At 60.8% G+C, this 20090-nt stretch carries 20 protein-coding genes and 7 tRNA genes; 18 read left to right on the top strand and 9 right to left on the bottom strand.

The genetic code is table 11. From position 1 onward, the window contains the following. Window positions 1-185: 185 nt before the first annotated feature. On the top strand, window positions 186-1397 hold the full coding sequence (locus IB279_RS08560) for a UbiH/UbiF family hydroxylase (RefSeq protein WP_113188658.1): 1212 nt from the start codon (window positions 186-188) through the stop codon (window positions 1395-1397). Here IB279_RS08560 and IB279_RS08555 read toward each other — a convergent pair. Together IB279_RS08555 and IB279_RS08550 are read right to left on the bottom strand one after the other, a co-directional pair. Further along, window positions 1365-2327, bottom strand: a complete 963-nt coding sequence (locus IB279_RS08555; RefSeq protein ID WP_113188736.1) for an AEC family transporter — start codon at window positions 2325-2327, stop codon at window positions 1365-1367. The two genes, IB279_RS08560 and IB279_RS08555, sit on opposite strands and share 33 nt — an antisense overlap. A 116-nt stretch (window positions 2328-2443) precedes the next feature. Beyond that, window positions 2444-3190, bottom strand: a complete 747-nt coding sequence (locus tag IB279_RS08550) for a cytochrome c biogenesis CcdA family protein (RefSeq protein WP_060582205.1) — start codon at window positions 3188-3190, stop codon at window positions 2444-2446. A gap of 191 nt (window positions 3191-3381) precedes the next feature. Between IB279_RS08550 and IB279_RS08545 the strand changes: the two genes are divergently transcribed. The 3 genes from IB279_RS08545 to IB279_RS08535 all read left to right on the top strand — a co-directional run bounded on the left by IB279_RS08545 (window position 3382) and on the right by IB279_RS08535 (window position 4354). After that, window positions 3382-3457: transfer RNA gene (locus IB279_RS08545), tRNA-Lys, on the top strand. Between the two features lie 223 nt (window positions 3458-3680). Then, complete coding sequence (locus IB279_RS08540; RefSeq protein WP_034790944.1) at window positions 3681-3935, top strand: YMGG-like glycine zipper-containing protein; 255 nt, start codon at window positions 3681-3683, stop codon at window positions 3933-3935. A 155-nt stretch (window positions 3936-4090) separates the two neighbouring features. Next, window positions 4091-4354: a hypothetical protein gene (locus IB279_RS08535; RefSeq protein ID WP_043623603.1), complete on the top strand. Its 264-nt coding sequence runs from the start codon at window positions 4091-4093 to the stop codon at window positions 4352-4354. Between the two features lie 217 nt (window positions 4355-4571). Here the strand turns inward: IB279_RS08535 and IB279_RS08530 are convergent, their stop codons facing one another. Further along, window positions 4572-5552 (bottom strand): GlxA family transcriptional regulator, encoded by a 981-nt coding sequence (locus tag IB279_RS08530; RefSeq protein WP_113188657.1) that lies wholly within the window; start codon window positions 5550-5552, stop codon window positions 4572-4574. Between IB279_RS08530 and IB279_RS08525 the strand changes: the two genes are divergently transcribed. The 4 genes from IB279_RS08525 to IB279_RS08510 all read left to right on the top strand — a co-directional run bounded on the left by IB279_RS08525 (window position 5482) and on the right by IB279_RS08510 (window position 8395). Next, on the top strand, window positions 5482-5748 hold the full coding sequence (locus tag IB279_RS08525; RefSeq protein WP_192339170.1) for a hypothetical protein: 267 nt from the start codon (window positions 5482-5484) through the stop codon (window positions 5746-5748). The genes IB279_RS08530 and IB279_RS08525 overlap by 71 nt on opposite strands. Window positions 5749-5940: 192 nt before the next feature. Further along, window positions 5941-6645, top strand: a complete 705-nt coding sequence (locus tag IB279_RS08520; RefSeq protein WP_064816993.1) for a hypothetical protein — start codon at window positions 5941-5943, stop codon at window positions 6643-6645. Between the two features lie 64 nt (window positions 6646-6709). Further along, window positions 6710-7459, top strand: coding sequence for an FkbM family methyltransferase (locus IB279_RS08515; RefSeq protein ID WP_034790938.1), 750 nt, complete (start codon window positions 6710-6712; stop codon window positions 7457-7459). 75 nt (window positions 7460-7534) lie between these two features. After that, window positions 7535-8395 (top strand): glycosyltransferase family 2 protein, encoded by an 861-nt coding sequence (locus tag IB279_RS08510; protein WP_113188656.1) that lies wholly within the window; start codon window positions 7535-7537, stop codon window positions 8393-8395. 223 nt (window positions 8396-8618) lie between these two features. Here the strand turns inward: IB279_RS08510 and IB279_RS08505 are convergent. Both IB279_RS08505 and IB279_RS08500 read right to left on the bottom strand, forming a co-directional pair. After that, a tRNA-Arg gene (locus IB279_RS08505) sits at window positions 8619-8695 on the bottom strand. 37 nt (window positions 8696-8732) lie between these two features. Beyond that, entirely contained in the window at window positions 8733-9038 is a 306-nt protein-coding gene (locus tag IB279_RS08500) for an ETC complex I subunit (protein WP_034791376.1), read from the bottom strand. 225 nt (window positions 9039-9263) lie between these two features. On the opposite strand from IB279_RS08500, the gene IB279_RS08495 reads away from it, so the two are divergent. The 3 genes from IB279_RS08495 (at window position 9264) to IB279_RS08485 (ending at window position 11888) form a co-directional block, all read left to right on the top strand. Further along, window positions 9264-9340 (top strand) — tRNA-Pro (locus tag IB279_RS08495). Window positions 9341-9576: 236 nt separating this feature from the next. Then, window positions 9577-10758, top strand: coding sequence for a GGDEF domain-containing protein (locus tag IB279_RS08490; RefSeq protein ID WP_113188655.1), 1182 nt, complete (start codon window positions 9577-9579; stop codon window positions 10756-10758). A gap of 500 nt (window positions 10759-11258) precedes the next feature. Beyond that, window positions 11259-11888, top strand: a complete 630-nt coding sequence (locus IB279_RS08485; RefSeq protein ID WP_113188654.1) for a DUF1062 domain-containing protein — start codon at window positions 11259-11261, stop codon at window positions 11886-11888. A gap of 65 nt (window positions 11889-11953) precedes the next feature. On the opposite strand, the gene IB279_RS08480 is transcribed toward IB279_RS08485, so the two are convergent. From IB279_RS08480 to IB279_RS08470, 3 genes are all read right to left on the bottom strand, one after another. Further along, entirely contained in the window at window positions 11954-12607 is a 654-nt protein-coding gene (locus IB279_RS08480; protein WP_112984192.1) for an outer membrane protein, read from the bottom strand. A gap of 163 nt (window positions 12608-12770) precedes the next feature. Continuing rightward, complete coding sequence (locus IB279_RS08475) at window positions 12771-13256, bottom strand: DUF192 domain-containing protein (RefSeq protein ID WP_034790906.1); 486 nt, start codon at window positions 13254-13256, stop codon at window positions 12771-12773. Then, the gene (locus IB279_RS08470) at window positions 13256-13834 is read right to left on the bottom strand and encodes a cold-shock protein (protein WP_034790903.1); all 579 of its coding nucleotides are present in this window, start codon (window positions 13832-13834) and stop codon (window positions 13256-13258) included. Before IB279_RS08470 ends, IB279_RS08475 begins: the two co-directional genes overlap by 1 nt. A gap of 196 nt (window positions 13835-14030) precedes the next feature. On the opposite strand from IB279_RS08470, the gene IB279_RS08465 reads away from it, so the two are divergent. From IB279_RS08465 to IB279_RS08435, 7 genes are all read left to right on the top strand, one after another. Further along, window positions 14031-14471 (top strand): VOC family protein, encoded by a 441-nt coding sequence (locus IB279_RS08465; protein WP_034790901.1) that lies wholly within the window; start codon window positions 14031-14033, stop codon window positions 14469-14471. 398 nt (window positions 14472-14869) lie between these two features. Then, the gene (locus tag IB279_RS08460) at window positions 14870-16213 is read left to right on the top strand and encodes a YcbK family protein (RefSeq protein ID WP_192339142.1); all 1344 of its coding nucleotides are present in this window, start codon (window positions 14870-14872) and stop codon (window positions 16211-16213) included. Between the two features lie 136 nt (window positions 16214-16349). Continuing rightward, window positions 16350-16424, top strand: a tRNA-Glu gene (locus IB279_RS08455). Window positions 16425-16624: 200 nt separating this feature from the next. Further along, a tRNA-Glu gene (locus IB279_RS08450) sits at window positions 16625-16699 on the top strand. Window positions 16700-16898: 199 nt separating this feature from the next. Then, window positions 16899-16973 (top strand) — tRNA-Glu (locus tag IB279_RS08445). Window positions 16974-17152: 179 nt separating this feature from the next. Beyond that, window positions 17153-17227: transfer RNA gene (locus tag IB279_RS08440), tRNA-Glu, on the top strand. 314 nt (window positions 17228-17541) lie between these two features. After that, window positions 17542-18189 carry a hypothetical protein gene (locus tag IB279_RS08435; RefSeq protein WP_162741101.1) on the top strand — a complete coding sequence of 216 codons (648 nt, stop codon included), beginning with the start codon at window positions 17542-17544 and terminating at the stop codon, window positions 18187-18189. A gap of 43 nt (window positions 18190-18232) precedes the next feature. Here IB279_RS08435 and recJ read toward each other — a convergent pair whose 3' ends face one another. Continuing rightward, window positions 18233-20035, bottom strand: a complete 1803-nt coding sequence (gene recJ / locus IB279_RS08430) for a single-stranded-DNA-specific exonuclease RecJ (RefSeq protein ID WP_060583201.1) — start codon at window positions 20033-20035, stop codon at window positions 18233-18235. Window positions 20036-20090: the final 55 nt, after the last annotated feature.

Genomic DNA, 20090 nt, shown 5'->3' with positions numbered 1-20090 from the left:
CCTTTGCAACGCATCGCCACTAAAATTCAAGTATTACAGCCTCCCCTCGCCCCATTGTCCTGTGGACACCTGCAAATTGCTTCTGCCCTGATTCTACCCATTTATTTCGCATGCGCCGGCGACTAGAGGTATGATCGAGGCTGGGCCAAGACGCCTCACAGCTTGCGCGAAAGGGCTTTTGCATCATGGACCACTTCGACATCGCCATTATCGGTGCGGGCCTTGCCGGATCGCTTGCGGCCATTGCGCTTGCCGATGCGGGCTACCGCGTGGCCTTGATCGGACCGGAGCCGGCGGTTGCCGACGGACGCACCACCGCGCTGATGGACCAATCGATCGAGTATCTGAAGACGCTCAACCTTTGGGAAAAGGTCGAGCCGCTGACGGCTCCGCTTTCGACCATGCGTATCCTCGACGGCACCAACCGGTTGCTGCGGGCGCCACCGGTCAACTTCCGTGCCTCGGAAGTCGGGCTCGACGCCTTCGGCTACAATATCCCCAATGCGCCCTTCATCGATATTCTCTGCCACCGCGCCGAAGAGAGCCCAACACTGACACGCATCACCACGTCGGCGATCGGCTTTGAACTTTCGGACGCTGTCGCAACGATCGAGCTTGCAAACGGCAGCCAATGCAGCGCCTATCTCCTCGTCGGCGCCGATGGTCGTCGGTCGCCGGTGCGCGAAGCGGCGAAGATCTCCGTCAGCACCTGGTCCTATCCGCAGACGGCGGTCGTCTTGAACTTTGCGCACGAGCTGCCGCACCAGAACATCTCGACCGAATTCCACACCGAAAGCGGTCCCTTCACGCAAGTGCCCCTGCCGGGCAGCCGCTCCAGCCTGGTCTGGGTCCGCAAACCCGAGGATGCCGCACAAACGCTGACGCTGGATCTTGCGGCACTCTCCCGCGCCGTCGAAGACCGGATGCAATCAATCCTCGGCAAGGTAACCGTCGAGGGCACGCCGCAATCCTTCCCGCTCTCGGGCATGACCGCCCAGCGCTTCGGCAAGGGCCGCGTCGTGCTTCTTGGCGAAGCAGCGCATGCCTTCCCGCCGATCGGCGCTCAGGGGCTCAACCTTAGCCTTCGCGATGTGATGACGCTCGTCGATATCATCGGCGTATCCAGCGGCGAGCCGCTTGCCGGCGATATCGGTGACCGCTTCGACAGCCGCCGCCGGCCGGACATCATCAGCCGCACGGCAAGTGTGGATCTGCTCAACCGCTCGCTGCTCTCCGGCTTCCTGCCAGTGCAGGCGCTGCGCGCGCTGGGGCTGCACGTGCTTTCCGCCGTTGGGCCGCTCCGCAGCCTGCTGATGCGCGAAGGCGTGCACCCCGGCAGCGCGCTCAATGCCTTCAAGGAAGGCTTAAGGGAAAAGATCGGGCGGAAGAGCGCCTGAACGGATCAGGTAAAGCAGGCCGGTCACCGTTGCGACCGACAGTGTCGTCGTGATGAGGATCGTGGCCGAGGCTCGCTCCTGCCACACACCATACTGATGGCCGATAACGAAAACGTTCGTCGCCGTCGGAAGCGCTGCGAGCAGTACCGCCGTCTGCACCCAGACCGGATCATAATTCCCCGTCAGGCTCATTGCCGTGAACATGACGAGCGGGTGCAACAGCAGCTTCGCCGGGACGATGTAGCCGATCTCGACGGGAATGCGCTTGATTGGGCGTAGCGCCAGCGTCACCCCCATGGCAAAGAGCGCGCAGGGCGCCGCACACTGGGCGAGATAATCGATCAGCCGCTGAACCGGAACTGGCGGCTGCACGGCGAAGAAGGCGGCGACCACACCGGCAAGTGTGGCCAGGATGAACGGGTGCAGAATGATCTTGCGCGCGACGCTGGCTGCAAGCGCCAGCGGCTTTTCCTGCCGGCCGCCTGATATCGCCATCATCGCCGGTGCGACCGCGAAATGCGCGGCGTTTTCGAAGCTGAAGATCAGCGCCACCGGTACGGCAGCGGCATCGCCCAACGCCAGGAGCGCAAGGCCAGGCCCCATGTAGCCGATATTGCCATAAGCAGCGCCAAAACCCTGGATCGTCGCCTCGGCAATGGAGTTGCGCCTGACATAGACCCCGATGAGGAAGACCAGCGAAAAGACGATGTAGGTCGCACCGACGGTGGTCAGGATGAAGTCGGCACGCGCCAGCTGTTCAATCGGCGTGCGCGAGACGAGCTTGAAGAACAGCGCCGGCAGCGCGAGGTAGATGATGAAGGTGTTCAGCCACCCCATCGCCTCGCCCGGATGGTGGACGAAGCGCGCCGTCAGATAACCGAGGAAGATCAGGCCGAAGAACGGCAGCACCAGGCCCGCGATTTCCGTCATCTTGTCCCTCGCATCCTTCACCTTCCCGCGCCGACGCCCGCACGCCTAGCGCACGAACCGGCCTGACGATTAGGCCGGTTAAGCCGAAAAGTGATTCTAAAATACGAGGGTATGCCCTAGCCGATTTTCATCAGGATCGGGAAGGTCGTCTGGAACCAGATGGCGACGGAACTGATGAAGCCGAAGAGAAAAGCCAGGCCCGCCAGCACCAGAAGGCCGCCCATCAGCTTTTCGATCAGACCGAGATGGCGACGGAAGCGGAAGAGGAAGCGCATGAAGGAGCCGGAAAACGCAGCCGCGATCCAGAACGGCACGGCAAGGCCCAGTGAATAGATCGCCAGCAGCATTGCGCCGTCGGACACGGTGTCACGTGCGGCAGCAACGCCGAGGATCGTGCCGAGTACCGGGCCGATGCAGGGCGTCCAGCCGAAGGCAAAGGCAAGACCCATAATGTAGGCGCCCGAGAGCGTCGCCGGCTTGCCGCCGCCCTGGAATCGCGCTTCCCGCGCGAGCAGCCCGATCTTGAACACGCCAAGGAAATGCAGGCCCATGATGATGATGATCACGCCGCCGACGCGCGACAGCAGGTCCATATGCTGCCGAAGCAGCATGCCGATCGACGAGGCCCCCGCCCCGAGCGCCACGAAGACGGTGGCAAAACCGAGCGTGAACAACAGGGCTGCCGGCAAGACAGCGCGTCTCGTGCTGCCGATGGTCGCCGCATCACCGCTGCGGAACTGATCGACCGAGACGCCCGCCATATAGCAGAGATAGGGCGGTACGAGCGGCAGAACGCAGGGAGAAAGGAACGAAAGGGCGCCGGCAAGGACGGCGGTCCAGATGGAAATATCGGCGATCGACAACGGCAAGAACTCCGGCACGCGGCATTTGGGCCATTCCTTAGCCGCAGGATCATGATGATACCAATCACCTTTTGGCGATCATTGCGCCATGCACCGTTTCTTCACAAAACCCGCAATTTTTCGGTTGACCGGGGGGAAACACGCGTGCATATGTCCGGCCACTTCCGCCGGGCTTCACCGCCGCGGCCAGGGAGCGCGTAGCTCAGCCGGTAGAGCAACTGACTTTTAATCAGTAGGTCCAGGGTTCGAATCCCTGCGCGCTCACCACGCAAACCCCATTGAAATCAATCGCTTGCTGGTGTCCTTGGACATCAAAATGCATCGCCATGCGAGCTCATTCTCTACACTTTTTGGAGCGAACCCCGCAGTATCTTCGCCTGTTGCATTCCGTGCTATCGACAATTCGACGCGTTGAGTAGATGCTGAGGCTCACGCTGAGGATGCAAGGCGGTGAACTGCCCAGTTTGGTATCGAGCAAAGGGGTGAAGGCATGAGAAAGCTTGTCATTGCGGTTTTGATGATTGGTACGCTTGCTTCCTGCACGCAGACCGAGAAAGGCACGGCGATCGGCGCCGGCACCGGTGCGATCATTGGTGGCGCGGTCAGCGACAGCTGGGGCGGCGCGGCAATCGGCGCGGTCGCCGGTGGCGTTATCGGCAACCTGATCGGACGCTCCCAGGAGCGCCAGGGCTATTGCATCTATCGCGACCGCTATGGCCGCCGCTACGAAGCCCGCTGCCGGTAACAGCAAGACCATTCGCCAAGGTGACAGGCGCATCCCCGGTCCAAACCTTCGTGGAGGCCGGCGAATGCGCCTGTGTGCCCGGCTGAAGCTGCGAGCAATATCGTCGAGGCCGAACATGGCAGGACGTCCTCAAGCAAGCGTGTTACACTTCAGACATGACTGACGAAGAACAGAACTACGAGTTTTCGGAATTTTCCGGCCAATTCAGTGACGATGGCGTCGTCGTGGAATTGCGGATCTACCGGGAGGCGGGCACGAATCGCGACTGGACCCTCGAGGTCATCGACGAGGAGGGCTTCTCTACGACATGGGAGGAGCCCTTCCCGACCGACAGGGAAGCTTTCGAGGAGTTTATCGCAACGGTCCAGCGCGACGGCATCCAAGCCTTTACCGACGAGCCGCCACAAACGGTTCATTAGCGCATAATCACCCCGCGACTGCACCCGGCCGGATGCGGCCCGGCGACGCCGGGCGTGCGGAACGACGTCGCACTCCATCCATGATGGGGACGCATCAGCGGGTGCCGTCGGCGCGGCTGCCTCAAAACACGCGAACAATCCGGATCGGCGGTGCCGTGAGCAATTCGCGCGCCCCTCACCCCGGCCTTCCCAATAGTCGCGTGCCTGACGGCGCTGCCTATGCTTCCGCTCCTCTGCGGGCCAGTCGCATCTTCAGCGGGCTCATTCCATACTCGCGGCTATAGGCGCGCGAAAATGCAGACAGGCTGTCGAAACCGCATCGAAGGGCAATCTCGCGGATCGGGCTAGCGGAGTCGCGCACCAGCCGATGGGCGAACTGAAGACGCAGGCGTAGGTAATAGGCGCCGGGACTCGTCGATAGTCCGCGCGCAAACAGCAACTCCAGCTTGCGCTGCGAGATCGAAAGCCGCTTCGTCAACGCGGCGATCGTCAAGGGACGCTCCAGCGTGCGTTCCATCAGGCGGATGGCCTCGGCGAGCTTCGGGTCGCGCGTCTCGATCCTCCCGAGCGAAACATAGGGCTGCACGTCGGCTGCACTATGCGTCTGGTCGTAGACGAAGATGCTGGCGACATCGAGCGCCAGTGCAGACCCCAGCCGCTGGGTGATCCAGTGCAGCATCATGTCGAAGGTCGGCGAAGCGCCGCCCGAGGTCCAGAACTTGCCGTCGATGACGAACCGGTCGCCAAGCACCGTCAACTCCGGAAAGGCCTGGCTGAAATCCTCAAGCTCCTCCCAATGCGCTGTCGCCTTGCGGCCATTGAGCAGACCGCTGCGGCCGAGCAGCCAGCAGCCCGATTCGATGCCGGCGACGATATCGAAATGGCGCGAGCACTCCTGCAATGCACCGATGAATTTCTTGCCGGCGTGACGATCAAGGTTGAAGCCGCCGATCACCAGCAGCGCGTCGCCGGCAAGCGGCGGGCGAAGTGTGCCCTCGACCGCAATCGGCACGCCGCAGGTCAGGACCACCGGCTTGCCATCGGCCGAGAGCAGCCGCCAGCGAAACACCTCGCGCCCCGAGATACGGTTTGCGGCGCGCATCGGGTCCAGCACTGAGGCAAGCGACATGATCGACGACTCCGGCAGGATAACGACGGAAACTTCGATCACAGATTGTAGACGTCCATTGGAAGGCATGCGGGAAATGTCAAATTTCAAGCGGGAAATGTCAATTCCAATGCTGCCTTTCGGGCATTATCAGACCGTATCGATCTCCCTACGCGCGGCGCTGCAGCCCCGCGCAGAGACGTTCCCCTTTCCGCCTTTTGCCGGAACGGGCCGGTCGGAAACCATCCGCCGGCCCGTTTTTTTATGTGATCTTGCGGAATCGTAGCGCCACTGCCCCGGCGTCTAGCGCCTCGGCAAGTCGACGAAGGGACGCGTTGCTCGGGAGGAAACGGCGTTACACCTGCAGTTCAGGCTGTGCGCCTGCCGGACTTCGACGCTCGCCGGATCCGCGTTTCAACCGCTTGCGCTAACAAAACATATAAGCCATTAAGCATGTCCGCAACTGAGGGAGACTATGATGCTGGGCGCGATGAAGAACTTCGTAAAAGCGACAAAGCTCATCGGCCGCATTCCAAAGATCGAGCAGAAACTCGACCTGCTTCTTTGGGAGACTCCGGATATCCCGCGCGACTTCTTCCCGAAGTTCGTCGAAAGCGCGAGGCAGATGGGCTGGTTGGAGAGTGCAAAACAGCACAAGCCGATGACCGCCGACGGAGAACCATGCCCCTGGTACACCTACCCGATGTTGCATTTTCTCGGCACCCGGCAACTGACTGACTTACGCGTTTTCGAGTATGGCAGCGGCAACTCCACGCTTTGGTGGAGCCGCAAGGCGAAGTCGGTGGTCAGCGTCGAACATGACCGCGACTGGTTCGAGCTGATCTCCAAGCAATCGCCGGCCAATGTAACTTACAACTATCGCGAATTGGTAGAGGGGGGCGACTACTCCACCGAGGTGACGCGCCACCAGGACACCGCGTTCGACGTTGTTGTCATAGACGGCCGCGATCGCGTGAATTGTGCCAAGGCGACGATGAACCTGAAGCAGAGGCCGTCCGCAATCATCTGGGACAACAGCGAACGCGAGAGGTACCAGGAGGGATACGACCTGCTGATCAACAACGGCTATCGCCGCCTCGACTTCGACGGCTTCGGACCGGTGAACGGCCGGCCATGGCGGACGTCCGTGTTCTACATGCCGGACAACTGCCTCAAAATCTAAGCCAGTACGACATCAACTTGGCCAGGCGTTTCGTCTGGAGAAAATTGCAATTGCCGAGGGGACTATGACCAAGGGAAAGCTGTTCAATCGGGTGCTTCGCTCAGCCGCCTCGATGCTAACGCGACAAGGTTTCCATGTTTCCGAGGAGCGTTACTCTGCTGCATACCTGAAGCGCTACGGGTTCGATATCAATACATTCATCGACGTCGGCGTTTATCAAGGCAGCCCGGTGTTCTACGAACTGTTCAAGGACAAAAAGTTCGTCCTGGTCGATCCGCAGCCAGATACGATGGAGAAGGCCGCAGACAGCGTAAAGGGCCTGAATTTTGACTACATTCAATCGGGCGCAGGCTCTGCCAAGGGCGTAGCAACCCTTTCCCTGGAAGGCCCCTCCTCAAGCCTGATGAAACGCAGGGACTGGAAGCGGCAGCCGGAAAAGACGGTCGAGATACAGATTTCACCCCTCGACGAACTTCTGGAAAACAAGGGCTACAAAGGCCCATTCGGATTGAAGGTGGACACCGAAGGCTTTGACCTTGATGTTCTGAAGGGAGCCGAGAAAACGCTTCGGGAGACGCAGTTCGTCTTCACAGAGGCAAGCCTTCGTCGCCGGTTTGAAGGTAGCTATCGGTTTTCGGAACTTGTCGCATACATGGCAGAGCAAGGCTTCGAAGTCGCCGATGTCATCCCCCATCGATCGCACAATCGCCTTGTCGACGTGCTCTTCGTGCGCTCAGACAGTTCATATCTGGAACCGAATGCCGTTCCTGTCCGCATGGTCGGTTCGTCGGGCAAAACAAACAATCAGAGTTAGCCTTCATCCGGAAACATGCCGGCGATGACGGGACTGCCGCTGAACCAGCACAGATCGCAATAGGAACAGGCATCGATGCGCGTAACACTTGCGATATGTTGCTACAACGCCGAAGAGACGATCGAGCGGACGCTCTTATCCGCCAGGCAACTGGACTGGGATGACCTGGAGATCCTGGTCTGTGACGACGTCTCCACCGATCGCTCCGCTGCCATCGTGCAGACCGTCAGCCAGCAGGATTCGCGGGTAAGACTGGTTAGCCATAGTAACAACAAGGGCAACGCTGGCGCGCGCAATACACTCGCACGCGAAGCAACCGGCGAAATCCTGGCGTTCCTCGATTCGGACGACGAAAATGCACCAGAGCGTCTGAAGGTCCAGATCGCAAAGCTGCTTGCGGCGGAAGAACGGCATGCGGCTCCTATCTCGGTCTATTGCAGGAGGCGCGTGATCTCCGACGGCAAGACGAGGAGCCTCAGCGCCATGGGCACCGCGCAGCCAGTGGGTGGCGACGCGGTCGCGCTCCATCTCCTCTGCGACGATCCCCTCCCCGGCGACGGAAGGGTCGGTACCTGCACCATGCTCACCCGCGTGTCGACCTTGCGCAAGTTCGCCTTCGACGAGGATTTCCGCAGGGCCGTCGATCGCGAATGGGCTATTCGCTTTGCCTTGGAAGGCGGACTGATCGTTGGTTGCGAAGAAAGCCTGGTCACGCAACATCTCAGTCTCACGGACGCAAAGCGGGCTCGACAGAACGATGCACGACGTCAAGTGGTGCAGAAATTCCGGTCCTACCTGCAAGGAAAACGCTCGTATCTCTACGCACTGACGATCCATCGTCCGGGCCGCATGTTCACCAAGGGCCACAGGCTCTTGTTCAAGCCTGTTACCGCGCTTCTTTCCTGCTTCCGGAAACGAGCGCGTAGCTTTCCTTGAGTGGTACGGCGCGAACCGCCAGACTTATCCGCCGCGTGGTGGCGTACCGGAGATCTGCCGCTCACGTCGGACGAACAAATCTACCGGGAGACAACGGGCCAGCGACAGTGCCGTTTCGCGGATGAGAGATCACCAGGCCGACGCATTCGGCTATCGGCAATGGGAAGCTGTAAACGAGCTTCTTTCGAATTCCCGAAAACAGCTTCTAAGTTCTTGAAATTATTGGCGACCCCTGCAGGATTCGAACCTGCGACAACCTGCTTAGAAGGCAGGTGCTCTATCCAACTGAGCTAAGGGGCCGTCCCGGGCTGTGCCCGTCGAATGCGGCTGAAGGACCTTAGTGGGTCCAGGGCTGCATCCGGTTGAAACGGAAGTTGTCCGGATAGGACACGCTCTTGCGGGTCGCTTCCTTCGGCGCGATGACGCGGTATTCGATGCCGTTTCGCTCGGCGTATGCGATCGCCTGCTCGGCGTTTTCGAAGGTGAGCCGCAGCTGCTGCTTCATGTCGCCCGAGCTGGTGTAGCCCATGATCGGGTCGATGGTGCGTGGCTTTTCCTGATCGAACTCCAGCACCCACAGATTCGTCTTGGCCTTGCCAGACTGCATGGCGGTCTTTGCTGGACGATAGATCTTTGCGGACATGGTTTCGAACGGCTCCATACTTTCGCTGGCAACATTCACGGGCGCCAGCATTCCGTCTTCCCATAACGCAGAATGATTTAAAACGGAATGACTTTTGGCCGGATAAATTTGGCTTTCAGTAGGAGATGAGCGAACTTGTGGGTTTGTCCCAGTCTAAGATGAGGCATTGGGAAATTTTGCTGTTGCAGCCCTGCTGCGAAGCGTGTATCTCCGGCGCCGTTGGCACGGAGTGTAGCGCAGTCTGGTAGCGCATCTGGTTTGGGACCAGAGGGTCGGGAGTTCGAATCTCTCCACTCCGACCATTCATTGAGGCGGAAGCGTCATTCTCCTTTTTTTTCAATCTGTTCGTGATCGCAGATCTGCAGGCTAACATCGCCGTAGAGCACTCGATTGCGTTGGCAAACGATGGAATCGTCCCGAGTTGGGACAAGAATGCCTATTTGTCATACGAATTTAGGAATCGCTAAATCCATTGTGGATAGAGCGAACCGGCGCGCTTTCGTGCCCTGCGCGCCCCCAAGCCCGCCCGAGCGATCCAATGACTGCCCAACTCGACCTTGCCACCGTTCTGTTGCTTCACAAGTCGTCGTTCCTGATCGGCGCCTTCTGCTTCCTCTATGCGCGCTGGCAATCGCCGCGGGACGAAGGGCTTGGTATCCTGGCGAGCGGCTTCCTCTTCCTGGCGCTCGCCTCGACGCTCGCGGGCTATGGCGAGCAAAAGCTGTTACCGCCCACTCTGTGGAGGCTTTCCAGCTTCACGCTCGGGATCGGCGGATACGCCCTGTTCTGGATCGGCGTGCGCCGCCTCAGCGGCGGCCGGCGCCGTCTGGCGGACTGGCTGGCGCTACTTGTGCCGCTTGCCGGCGCGCTCATCGGACTCGCCACGGATTTCCATGTCGTCAACGTCGTCAGGGCCAGCGTCTTCAACGCCGCCGCCTTTCTTTTCCTCGCGGCTTCGGCTGTCGCCGTCATCGCCGATCGCTCGAACGAGTCGCTGCCGGCACGCGCCATGCTGGCGGCCGCCATGGCCGTCGGGGCCGGCCTTTGCCTTGCGGTGGTCATTGGCCTCCTCAAGCCCGGCATCGTGCCGATCACCACGACCTACGCCTTCTTTCTCTCGATCATCTGCCATTTCGCCATCGCGCTCTTCGCCCTCGTGCTCGTCAAGGAGCGGGCGGAAGCGGAGCTGCGCCGGTCTGCCGATACCGATGCGCTGACCGGCGTCGGCAACCGGCGCTGGTTTCTGGCGCAACTGCCTCAGGCGAGCTGGCAGGGCGATTGCCTCCTCGTCATGGACCTGGACCATTTCAAGCGTATCAACGACCGCTACGGTCATCATACGGGTGATCAGGTGCTCGTCGCCTTCGCCGATCTGGTCAGGAAGAACCTGCGCAGGGGCGACAGCTTCGCGCGTCTCGGAGGCGAGGAATTCGGGCTCTATCTCCCGCGGACAAGCGAGACACAGGCGTTTGCAATCGCCGAAAGGCTACGCCGCGCCGTGGAAGAACTGCGGGTCGTGAGCAACGGGCAAAGCGTAGCAGTCAGCATCAGCATCGGGGTTGCCACCGCCAGCGGCACGGAGCGTTCCTGGGAGGAATTGTTCAATAGGGCAGATGCGGCGCTCTACGCGGCCAAACGAGGCGGGCGTAACCGTGTCGCGTCCGATGCGGAGCTTGCGGATTCGAAGCCGCTTGCGGCGAGCCTTCACCGCGCCGGCTAATCAGGCGATGCTTCGCCGCAGACCACCTTCAAAAAAGAGAAGCGGATCCAAGCATTTCCGATCCGCTTCAGATTGGAGGTGTAAGGCGTATTTTACCGCAATGCGCCGAATTCGCTTGTGGCCAAATTTCGCCTAGCGCGCCATCGCACGCCACCTTGGCGCGAGCCTGTGGCATCGTTGCACTTTTCGCCATCCGCGCAAGCGTGTAGGACGTTCAGGCAGCCACGATTGCGCTGTCTCTCCTGGAGTTTCGCTTTGCCTTTGTAAAATCCGGTCTCGCTAGTTTCACCCCGTACGCCCGATAGCACTCCAGCTGTCGGATAGAATTTTCATGCGTTCGTTGAGGTGGCGGTTCGAGACCGGAATGGCATTGCCGATCTCAAGCCCGACGTAACTTCGTCAGGCGGAACCATCACGTCCAACAACTGCCAGGCCGCGTCCCCGGAACGGGTACTCAAACCGTCGTCTCGATGGACTTCCAATTGGAAGGACCAGACGACATGTCTCATACATTGACGGTCCAGTGGACCATCGAACCCCAATCCGCCCCCCGCCCCTGGCTTGTCTGCAGCCGCTGCGGCGGCCACCGCCCCTTCGTATGCAGCGGCAAGACACGGTTGAACGCCAACGGGCGGCGGCTCGACGCCTGGCTGATCTATCGCTGCGCCATCTGCGAAGACACCTGGAACCGTCCGATCTTCGAGCGGCGGAATGTCGCCAGCGTCGCCCCGGATGCGCTCGCAGCGCTTCAAAGCAACGATCCCGTCTGGGTCCGCCAGGCGGCGTTCGACATCGAAGGTCTTCGCCAATGCACGGACCGGATCGAGGATTTGGCCGATTCTAACGTGGAACGGCACGTATTGGGTGGGGGTGCGGGTTGCGCACGACTTGAGATTGTCCTTGTCGTGCGCCAGGCAAGCAGCCTGCGCGTCGACCGCCTGCTATCGGCGGAACTCGCGCTTTCACGCGCCAGACTGAGCAAGCTCGAAACCAAAGGGCGACTCACGCTTCTGCCCGAGTCGCGGAAGGCCCTGCACCGCCCGATCAGAGACGGCAGCCGCATCGTCCTCGATCTTACGGCGGAAGATGACCGTGCCGAGATTGCCCGGCGTGCCCGCGGCGGCCCGTAGTTGAAAGGATACCGCGGAGCGTCCGGCAGCATGCCGGCGCGCTCCGCGATGCCAATGGTTGCTGGTCAGAACTTTACGCCGACACCAACGGTGAACTGGTGCTGGTCGAGATCGACATTGACGCCGCCGAAGTCCTTGTCGCCGTAGTCGTTGTAGCGGTACTCGGCGCGGCCGAAGACGCTGTCGGTGAACGAATAGTCGACACCGGCACCGATCGTCCAACCGTTGAAGGTTTCCTTTTCCTTCGATGCGCCGGGCACATCGACGAAGCCGCGGGTCACCGCCCAGCCGCCGGCGCCATAGAGCAGCGCCTTGTCATTCAACAGGTAGCCGACCCGGCCGCGTATTGCGCCGGAAACGTCGGTACCAACTTCGGTCGAGGTTCCGCCGACGTCGAACGTCTTGTCGTTCCAATTGTAGTTGACGTCACCCTCGATGCCGTAAACCCAGTCGCCCTGCTGAAAGTTGAAACCGGCAAAGGCGCCGAGCAATCCGCCATTGAAGTCTTCTGAAGCGCTGCCGCCAGGCGCGCTGAAATCGCCATTGAGCCATCCGCCGCCGCCCTGGAGGCCGACATAGCCGCCGGTCCAGACGAATCCCGGCGATGGTTGCACGACCGGTGCCGGCGGCTGGCTCAGATCGGCTGCCAAGTCCGCTGCCATCGCCGTTTGCGCAACGGCGCAGGCCGCTACCATTGCAACAAGCACACTCCGGATCATCACGGCTGCCTCCTGTTGTCGCCAGAAGAATATTAGCAACTCGTTAACGCGCAGTCTGCCCGAAAGGCTCCATGATCTCAACCATGAAACCCGTGGGGTTCAGACACATAATTTAGGAAATGATCGGGCAAGGACAAGGCGGACCGCGAAGTGGCCCCGGCGTCTACGGCTTCGAAGACGGCATGCGGGCACCTTCCAGCCGGTCTCCGGGCCGGATATTCAGCCGCTTGACCGCGCCGGCATTGAGCTCAAGCACGAAAGCCACCGGTTCTTTCGAATCAATGATCGCTTCCGAAAAAGGCACGGCGCCTTCATGGATCGTGCGCACAACGCCCTTGTTGTCGATGAACAGCATATCGAGCGACAAATGGGTGTTCTTCATCCACATCATCACGCGGCGTGTCTCGCCAAAATCGAACAGCATGCCGTGATCCGGCGCCATGGAGGTACGAAACATCAGGCCCTGCTCACGCTGGGCCGGATCGAGGGCCAGTTCGACCGTCAGTTCGTGCACAGCCTTGTCCGCGGTGACCAGGCGCATCTTGTCCGTTGTGAACTGAACGTCGGCGAAAGACGATACCGTCAGGGCAAGCAACAAAAAAAGCGCCAGGAAGGCGCTTTTTCCGACAAGGTTTCGAGCCGCGACCATCAGTGCGCCCGGCTCGTCGGCGACGGTCCATCCGGATGTATCTCAGCGGCCATCAGGCCCTTTTCGCCATCGCCGAACCGGACGAGCACCACCTGGCCTGGCCGCAGTTCCGTCAGGCCGAAACGCCTGAGCGTTTCCATATGGACGAAGATATCTTCGGTTCCCTCGCCGCGGGTCAGGAAGCCGAAGCCCTTGGTGCGGTTAAACCACTTGACGAGAACGCGCTCAAGGCCGCTGGTCGGCGTTACCTGCACGTGGGTTCGGACCGGCGGCAGCTGCGACGGATGCACCGCCGTGGATTGGTCCATCGATAGGATACGGAACGCCTGGTAACCGCGGTCCCGCTTCTGGATGAGAGCAACGACCCGCGCACCCTCAAGAACCGTCTGGTAGCCGTCGCGGCGCAGGCAGGTCACGTGCACCAGCACATCCTGCATGCCGTTGTCGGGAACGATGAAGCCGAAGCCCTTGGCGACGTCGAACCACTTGATCACGCCGGTGATTTCGATGAGGTCGAGAGCGTCGCTGCCAAAGTCGTCACCATGCATGACGTCTTTTGAAGATGTCCTATCCGCCATTCTCTCCCAGCCCCTCGTTTACGCGCGACTACCGATACGGTTAACTGATTCTTATTGACCAGAATAACATCGTCCCGCCGCGGATACGCAAGACCCTCGGCATATTTTGGCCGAGAACTAATATGGGGACGCAGCCTTGCCTCTGGCTTGCTGACGGACCAGTATACGCCATCTTCTGCAAAACAGGGACATTGCAATGCGCTATCTGCACACGATGGTTCGCGTCAAGAATCTGGACGAGGCCTTGAACTTCTACGGCAAGATTTTCGGCCTGACGGAGATCCGCCGCTACGAAAATGAAAAGGGCCGGTTCACGCTGGTGTTTCTGGCCGCTCCCGGCGACATCGATCGCGCCCGCGGCGAACTCTCTCCCTGCCTCGAGCTCACCTACAACTGGGATACGGAAGATTATACGGGCGGGCGTAACTTCGGGCACCTCGCCTACGAAGTCGACGACATCTACGGTTTCTGCCAGCACCTGATGGAGAACGGCGTGACCATCAACCGGCCGCCGCGCGACGGCCACATGGCGTTCGTGCGCTCTCCCGACGGCATTTCGATCGAGATCCTGCAGAAAGGCGAAAACCGGCCGCCGCAGGAACCTTGGGCGTCGATGGCCAATACGGGCGTCTGGTAAGCTCCGCACAATTCTCGCGAACGAAGATGGCCCCGTGCTGTCGGTGAAATCCGGCGGGCATGGCCGAGCCGTCGATCAGCAGCAGCTATGAATGATCCAGGGCCCGGTCTATCCGGGCCTTTGCATGTTGGAAACATGCGGGCTCAAGGTTAGCGCCGGTTTACAAATCGCGTATCGTTGAGTACTTTTTCGCGCGAAACGTTGATGCCGGGTCCTATCCGCGATGTCTCGTGGCGGCGACCCCCTTTTGTACTTGGCCTGATCTTTTCCCGTGGCGCTCATTCCGATCGCCGCGAGAAGCATGAGCTTGTTTGTTCTGAGCGATGTTTCGGAACTGAGACTTAATGCATGACAAGGCGAGGCTTCGTCGGTCATGCACGGAGAGCGGGGATAGGACGTTGCAACATCCGGACACGAAGGGCGCGGTGCTCGTCACCATAGCGCGGGCGGCAGCGTTATCCGTATCGCTGCTGGCCTTGAGCGGCTGCATGTCGGCGGTCGGCGAAAACGATGCCGCGACCGCGCTGAAGGCCGAGGGGCAGGCAGCCCCTGTGCAAACCGCCGAATCGGAAGCCACAGTCCAGGATGGACAGGTGGTCGCGCTCGGCAGCAATCCGCAGGCGCAACAGGCAGCCGGCAATGCCACAGTTCCCCACGATGGCGGACAGCCGCAATCGCTGACGATGCAGGGCACCGGCCTGCGCGCCGCCTCCTCAAGCATCTATGGCCAGGCACCTGCCGCACAGGCAACGACGACCGTCCAGCCGCAGACGACGGGAACTGTTCCGCTCCCCGCCGGCCAGCCCGGCATGAACGCAACCAACAACAGTCTTTTCAGCGGCACCCAGCGACAGCCGCTGCCGGTAATAGCGCCGCAACAGGGGGCCGCCAACACGGCCAACGACGTCGTGACGGACGCCGCTGTCGCCGCCTATGCTCCCTCTCCCGCGCAGGACGCCACCCTTCCTGTTGCCGTTCCGGCGCCGCTGAGCGCCGAGGCTGCCGCCAGCGGCCAGACCTCTTCGACGCCACAGGCGGTGGCCAATGCCGACGCCACACCAGCAGCGACCGAGGTCGCCGCCGCGCAGCAGGCAGCACCAGAAGCCACGCCAGCAGACGATAACAAGGACACGTCCAAAACCTGGACGCTCGCGGCCCTTTTTGCCGGCAAGCGCAAGGAGAAGCCGCAGCAGGCGGCACTTCGCTCGGCTCCGCCGGCGGAAAAGAAGACGATTACCACCAGCAATGCGAGCCAGCCGCAAACGGCCTCCCTCGCCTACACGCTTCCGGGCGTCAAACTGAACTCGCTCTACAACTACGAGCACGAAGAGCACCTCGGCGATGACGACGACGGCGCACCGGTTCAGGTCGCCTCGCTCTCGGGGCTCGCTCGACTGGCGCCGAGCGGGCTCATTCTGCAGACCGAGAAAGTCGATGCCGGCTGTTTCAAGCCCGAGCTCATGCAGATGCTGAAGAAGGTGGAAACGCATTACGGCAAGCAGGTCATGGTGACCTCGGGCCTCAGGCCGATCAAGGTCAACCGCGCCAAGCAATCGCTGCATACACGCTGCGAGGCGGCTGACATTCAGGTTCAGGGCGTCAGCAAGTGGGATCTCGCCGAATTCCTGCGTAGCGTCCCCGGCCGCGGCGGCGTCGGCACCTATTGCCACACGGAGTCGGTCCATATCGATATCGGCGCACAGCGGGACTGGAACTGGCGCTGCCGGCGCGCCAAGGGCTGAAGGCAAGCATTTGTTTCCATGGAGGATTCGACGAGAAGCCTCCTTTGCTTCCGGCCTGTGGAATTTTTACAGAAATATGAAAATTGCCGCTTGCGGTTCTGAAATCCTCTGGCTATAAGGCGCCCACACAGCGAGTGCGCCCTTCGTCTATCGGTTAGGACACCAGATTTTCATTCTGGGAAGAGGGGTTCGACTCCCCTAGGGCGTGCCACTGTGTTGATCTCCTTCTCCCGAAAAATCGACGTTTCCAGCATCTGAAGCAGCAACTCGCTGCGTCGCACGCATCTCCGATTCCTGCTCTTCGGCCGCCGAATTTTTCTCACCGATTTTAACAGGGAAAGCACGAAAAAAACTGAGATTGGCGCTTGCGGTATCCAGAGTCGCTGGCTATAAGGCGCCCACACAGCGAGTGCGCCCTTCGTCTATCGGTTAGGACACCAGATTTTCATTCTGGGAAGAGGGGTTCGACTCCCCTAGGGCGTGCCACTGTGTTGATCTTCTCCCCAAATGAAAATCGATTTTCTGTTGTTGGAACAGCGATTTACCGCGCGTTTCGACACCTAAATTTCCGCCTCGTGCCGCCATGAATCTTTCCTGGTATTTTGAACAGGAAAATCACAACATTCCTGAGATTGGCGCTTGCTCTATTCAGAGTCGCTGGCTATAAGGCGCCCACACAGCGAGTGCGCCCTTCGTCTATCGGTTAGGACACCAGATTTTCATTCTGGGAAGAGGGGTTCGACTCCCCTAGGGCGTGCCACTGTGTTGATCTTCTCCCCGACATTCCAAGCTTTATCAACACCGCCAGTTTGGGCGCGTGACCGAACGGTCCCGTTTCAAGCGCCCTACCCGGCGTCAGAGAAAGCCTATCGTCGATTTCGCGGAAAAGGCTTAGTATGCGGCATGCGCCGCAATTGTCAGCGCGAAGCGAGCCTAAAGGCGCCCATCGTCTAGCGGTCAGGACGCCGCCCTCTCACGGCGGTAACACGGGTTCGAGTCCCGTTGGGCGTGCCAAGGCCGGCTCGGAAAATTCTCCCGACGGCGGCGAACGCGTGGACGGCTACGCTTGCACCTAGTCCCTCGTGCCATTTGACCGGCAACCGCGGATTTGTAAGGTCCTGCAGCGCCCTAGCCACCCCGAGTCGGTCACAAGTAGGCGACGGCACCAACAATCTTTCGAAACAGGGGAATCTATTTTCGTTTCGCGTCATTGCTGCGGGGCTCGCCGCAATCATAATTTCGCCTATCCCGGATCGCCTGCGGCCGCTCGTTCCAACGTGATTTCTGGCGAGCAGACGCTGACGCCTGCAGACTTGGTACCGAGTCCGGTGTTCAAGCTGGGGATGCCAATTGAAGAGTTAGAAACGTTGCTCGCGCGGGATTTCAAAGACTGGGAACGCTCCGAAACGACGCGAAGCCTGAACAATCGCAAAGACCCGAAGCTCCCAGCTTATGCCAAAGCACCCTATCTGCAGCGCATACACATTACCCGACTGGACCAGCAGCAGGGTTTCCGTCGTACCTACTCGCTCACACTGAATTCACCACTCAGCGGCAGTCGCCTCTACTCCGTGGTTTACAATGTTGAAGCCTTGCGACCGTTCAATGATCTCGGATCTTTGAGCGCTGTGGCTCAGTACCTAAGTGCCATGTGGGGCAGCGCCCATCGCGGCTCGCACAAGGGAGAGTTCGCACGCCTCAGCTATCTCTTCGATCGACAAGGAGAACTTGTTCGCGACGGCGGTGCAAGTTGCGCCCCCCTTTATCCTGCACTTGTCAGGCTGGACGAAAAGACGCCCGACGAGGTCGAAAGAGTTATCGCGATGATCGACGCAACGAACTGTGGCGGCAACAAGAGCGTGCATTTTCGCCTGCGAGCCGATGGCGACACCATCGTCGAAACGACGTTCTTCAACACCATCCTTGCTGTGCATCCTCGAGATGTTTTGAAGCGTGTGCGGTACGGTCAGCCATAACACGGCCCAGCGAAGTATCTGTCAGCACACTTCGCGACGGGTGCTACAGCGCCTTTGCCGCGTCCGTGACGCGCAGCTGTACCCGTCGCTGGCCCTGCCACAGATCGGCGGACACCGATCCCGCGACGTGGATGGATGTTCCGCGGCTCGACAGCAGGAAGTCGCCGAGCGGTGTCTCGGTCGCCCGGAAAGCAATACCGTCAAGGCGGCTGCCGTCCTGCCCCTCCAGCGTCACCTTGATGTGGTTGGCGCCGACCTGCCTGCTGTCGCGCAGGCGATGCTGCGGGAAGGCGAAGACCGGCTGCGGGTGGGCCGAGCCGTAGGGGCCGGCCTGCTCCAGGAGATCGATGAGTTCCAGGGTCGCGCCGGAGGCTGCAAGCGCGCCGTCGACCTTGAGCGTCTGGATGGCGACGAGTTCGCGCACCGCCGCTTCCGCACGTCCCTCGAAAAACTGCCTGAGCTTGCCGAGCTTCGCGCGTTCGACGGTGAGACCGGCAGCCATGGCATGGCCGCCACCCTTTACTAGCAGGCCACCATCGACGGCGGCCCGAACCATCTTGCCCATGTCGAAACCGTTGATCGAGCGGCCGGAGCCGGTGCCGCGGCCGTTCGGGTCGAAAGCGATGGCAAAAGTCGGTCGGCGGAATTTTTCCTTGATGCGGGCGGCGAGCAGTCCGACGATGCCCGGGTGCCAGTTTTCGCGCGCGGTAACGATCACCGAAGCGCCCTCGCCCGTGCCGTATTCGGCCAGAACCTCAGCTTCCGCCTCGGCCAACATGACGGCTTCCATCGCCTGCCGCTCGCGGTTGAGCTCATCGAGCTGCGCGGCGATCTTCTCCGCCTCGGCCGCATCCTCCATCGCCAGCAGGCGGCTGCCGAGCGCCGCATCGCCAATGCGTCCGCCGGCATTGATTCTCGGGCCGACGAGAAAGCCCAGGTGATAGGGCGTGACGGGACCGCCGATCGCAGCTTTCCGCAGCAGTGCCGAAAGCCCGACATTGCCCATGTGACGCGCCGCGATCAGTCCCTTGACGACGTAGGCGCGGTTGAGCCCTTTGAGCGGCACCACGTCACAGACGGTCGCCAGAGCCACCAGATCGAGTTGGGCCAGCAGGTCGAACGAAGAAACGCGGCTGTCGCCGGCGTTGCGCAAAACGCGCAAGGTATTGACCAGAACCAGATAAACGACGCCGGCGGCGCAAAGATGCCCCTGCCCCGAGAGATCGTCTTCGCGGTTCGGGTTGACGAGCGCATGGCAGGGCGGCAGCGCCGAGCCGACCTGATGGTGGTCGATGACGACGACATCGACGCCGCGTTTATCGGCAACGGCGAGCGCCTCATGGCTGGTCGAGCCGCAGTCGACGGTGACGATGAGATCGGCGCCCTTGTCGATCAGCTGCTCGATTGCCGTCGGGTTCGGGCCATAGCCCTCGAAGATCCGATCGGGAATGTAGATTTCCGCGTCGACGCCGAAATGGCGCAGGAAACGCGCCATCAAAGCCGAAGACGCGGCACCGTCGACGTCATAGTCACCGAAGATCACCGTCTTTTCACGGCGCTTGATGGCGGCCGCCAGACGCTCTGCAGCCTTGCGGCAATCGGTAAGCGTGTCCGGGTCCGGCATAAGCGAGCGAAGCGTCGGATCAAGGAAGCTTGCGGCATCGTCGAGTACGACGCCGCGGCCGGCAAGGACGCGACCGAGCAGATCGGAGTAGCCGTGAACCTGGCTAATGGCGAGCGCGCGGTTCTGGCCCGCCTGGTCGAGGCGCGACACCCATCGCTGGCCGCTGACCGACTGCTCGACATTCAGAAAGGCCCGCTGTACCGGATCCACCAATTCTTCCATGCTCGTCCATCCGCTTGGCGCTTCATTCCTCTTAGCGCATAACCCTGGAAATCGT

This window comes from Ensifer sp. ENS06 (genome assembly GCF_014852205.1).
Classification (GTDB): domain Bacteria; phylum Pseudomonadota; class Alphaproteobacteria; order Rhizobiales; family Rhizobiaceae; genus Ensifer; species Ensifer adhaerens.
The sequence above is the reverse complement of the archived record's forward strand: the minus strand, read 5'-3'. Positions and strand labels throughout refer to the sequence as shown.

What these genes read in the sequence shown, in the direction of transcription:
- IB279_RS08480 (WP_112984192.1), bottom strand. Translation starts at nt 12,607, where the DNA reads ATGATCCGGAGTGTGCTTGTTGCAATGGTAGCGGCCTGCGCCGTTGCG.
- IB279_RS08490 (WP_113188655.1), top strand. Translation starts at nt 9,577, where the DNA reads ATGACTGCCCAACTCGACCTTGCCACCGTTCTGTTGCTTCACAAGTCG.
- IB279_RS08555 (WP_113188736.1), bottom strand. Translation starts at nt 2,327, where the DNA reads ATGACGGAAATCGCGGGCCTGGTGCTGCCGTTCTTCGGCCTGATCTTC.
- IB279_RS08515 (WP_034790938.1), top strand. Translation starts at nt 6,710, where the DNA reads ATGACCAAGGGAAAGCTGTTCAATCGGGTGCTTCGCTCAGCCGCCTCG.
- IB279_RS08525 (WP_192339170.1), top strand. Translation starts at nt 5,482, where the DNA reads ATGATCGACGACTCCGGCAGGATAACGACGGAAACTTCGATCACAGAT.
- IB279_RS08485 (WP_113188654.1), top strand. Translation starts at nt 11,259, where the DNA reads ATGTCTCATACATTGACGGTCCAGTGGACCATCGAACCCCAATCCGCC.
- IB279_RS08465 (WP_034790901.1), top strand. Translation starts at nt 14,031, where the DNA reads ATGCGCTATCTGCACACGATGGTTCGCGTCAAGAATCTGGACGAGGCC.
- IB279_RS08470 (WP_034790903.1), bottom strand. Translation starts at nt 13,834, where the DNA reads ATGGCGGATAGGACATCTTCAAAAGACGTCATGCATGGTGACGACTTT.
- IB279_RS08530 (WP_113188657.1), bottom strand. Translation starts at nt 5,552, where the DNA reads ATGCCTTCCAATGGACGTCTACAATCTGTGATCGAAGTTTCCGTCGTT.
- IB279_RS08510 (WP_113188656.1), top strand. Translation starts at nt 7,535, where the DNA reads ATGCGCGTAACACTTGCGATATGTTGCTACAACGCCGAAGAGACGATC.
- IB279_RS08560 (WP_113188658.1), top strand. Translation starts at nt 186, where the DNA reads ATGGACCACTTCGACATCGCCATTATCGGTGCGGGCCTTGCCGGATCG.
- recJ (WP_060583201.1), bottom strand. Translation starts at nt 20,035, where the DNA reads ATGGAAGAATTGGTGGATCCGGTACAGCGGGCCTTTCTGAATGTCGAG.
- IB279_RS08500 (WP_034791376.1), bottom strand. Translation starts at nt 9,038, where the DNA reads ATGTCCGCAAAGATCTATCGTCCAGCAAAGACCGCCATGCAGTCTGGC.
- IB279_RS08475 (WP_034790906.1), bottom strand. Translation starts at nt 13,256, where the DNA reads ATGGTCGCGGCTCGAAACCTTGTCGGAAAAAGCGCCTTCCTGGCGCTT.
- IB279_RS08520 (WP_064816993.1), top strand. Translation starts at nt 5,941, where the DNA reads ATGCTGGGCGCGATGAAGAACTTCGTAAAAGCGACAAAGCTCATCGGC.
- IB279_RS08540 (WP_034790944.1), top strand. Translation starts at nt 3,681, where the DNA reads ATGAGAAAGCTTGTCATTGCGGTTTTGATGATTGGTACGCTTGCTTCC.
- IB279_RS08535 (WP_043623603.1), top strand. Translation starts at nt 4,091, where the DNA reads ATGACTGACGAAGAACAGAACTACGAGTTTTCGGAATTTTCCGGCCAA.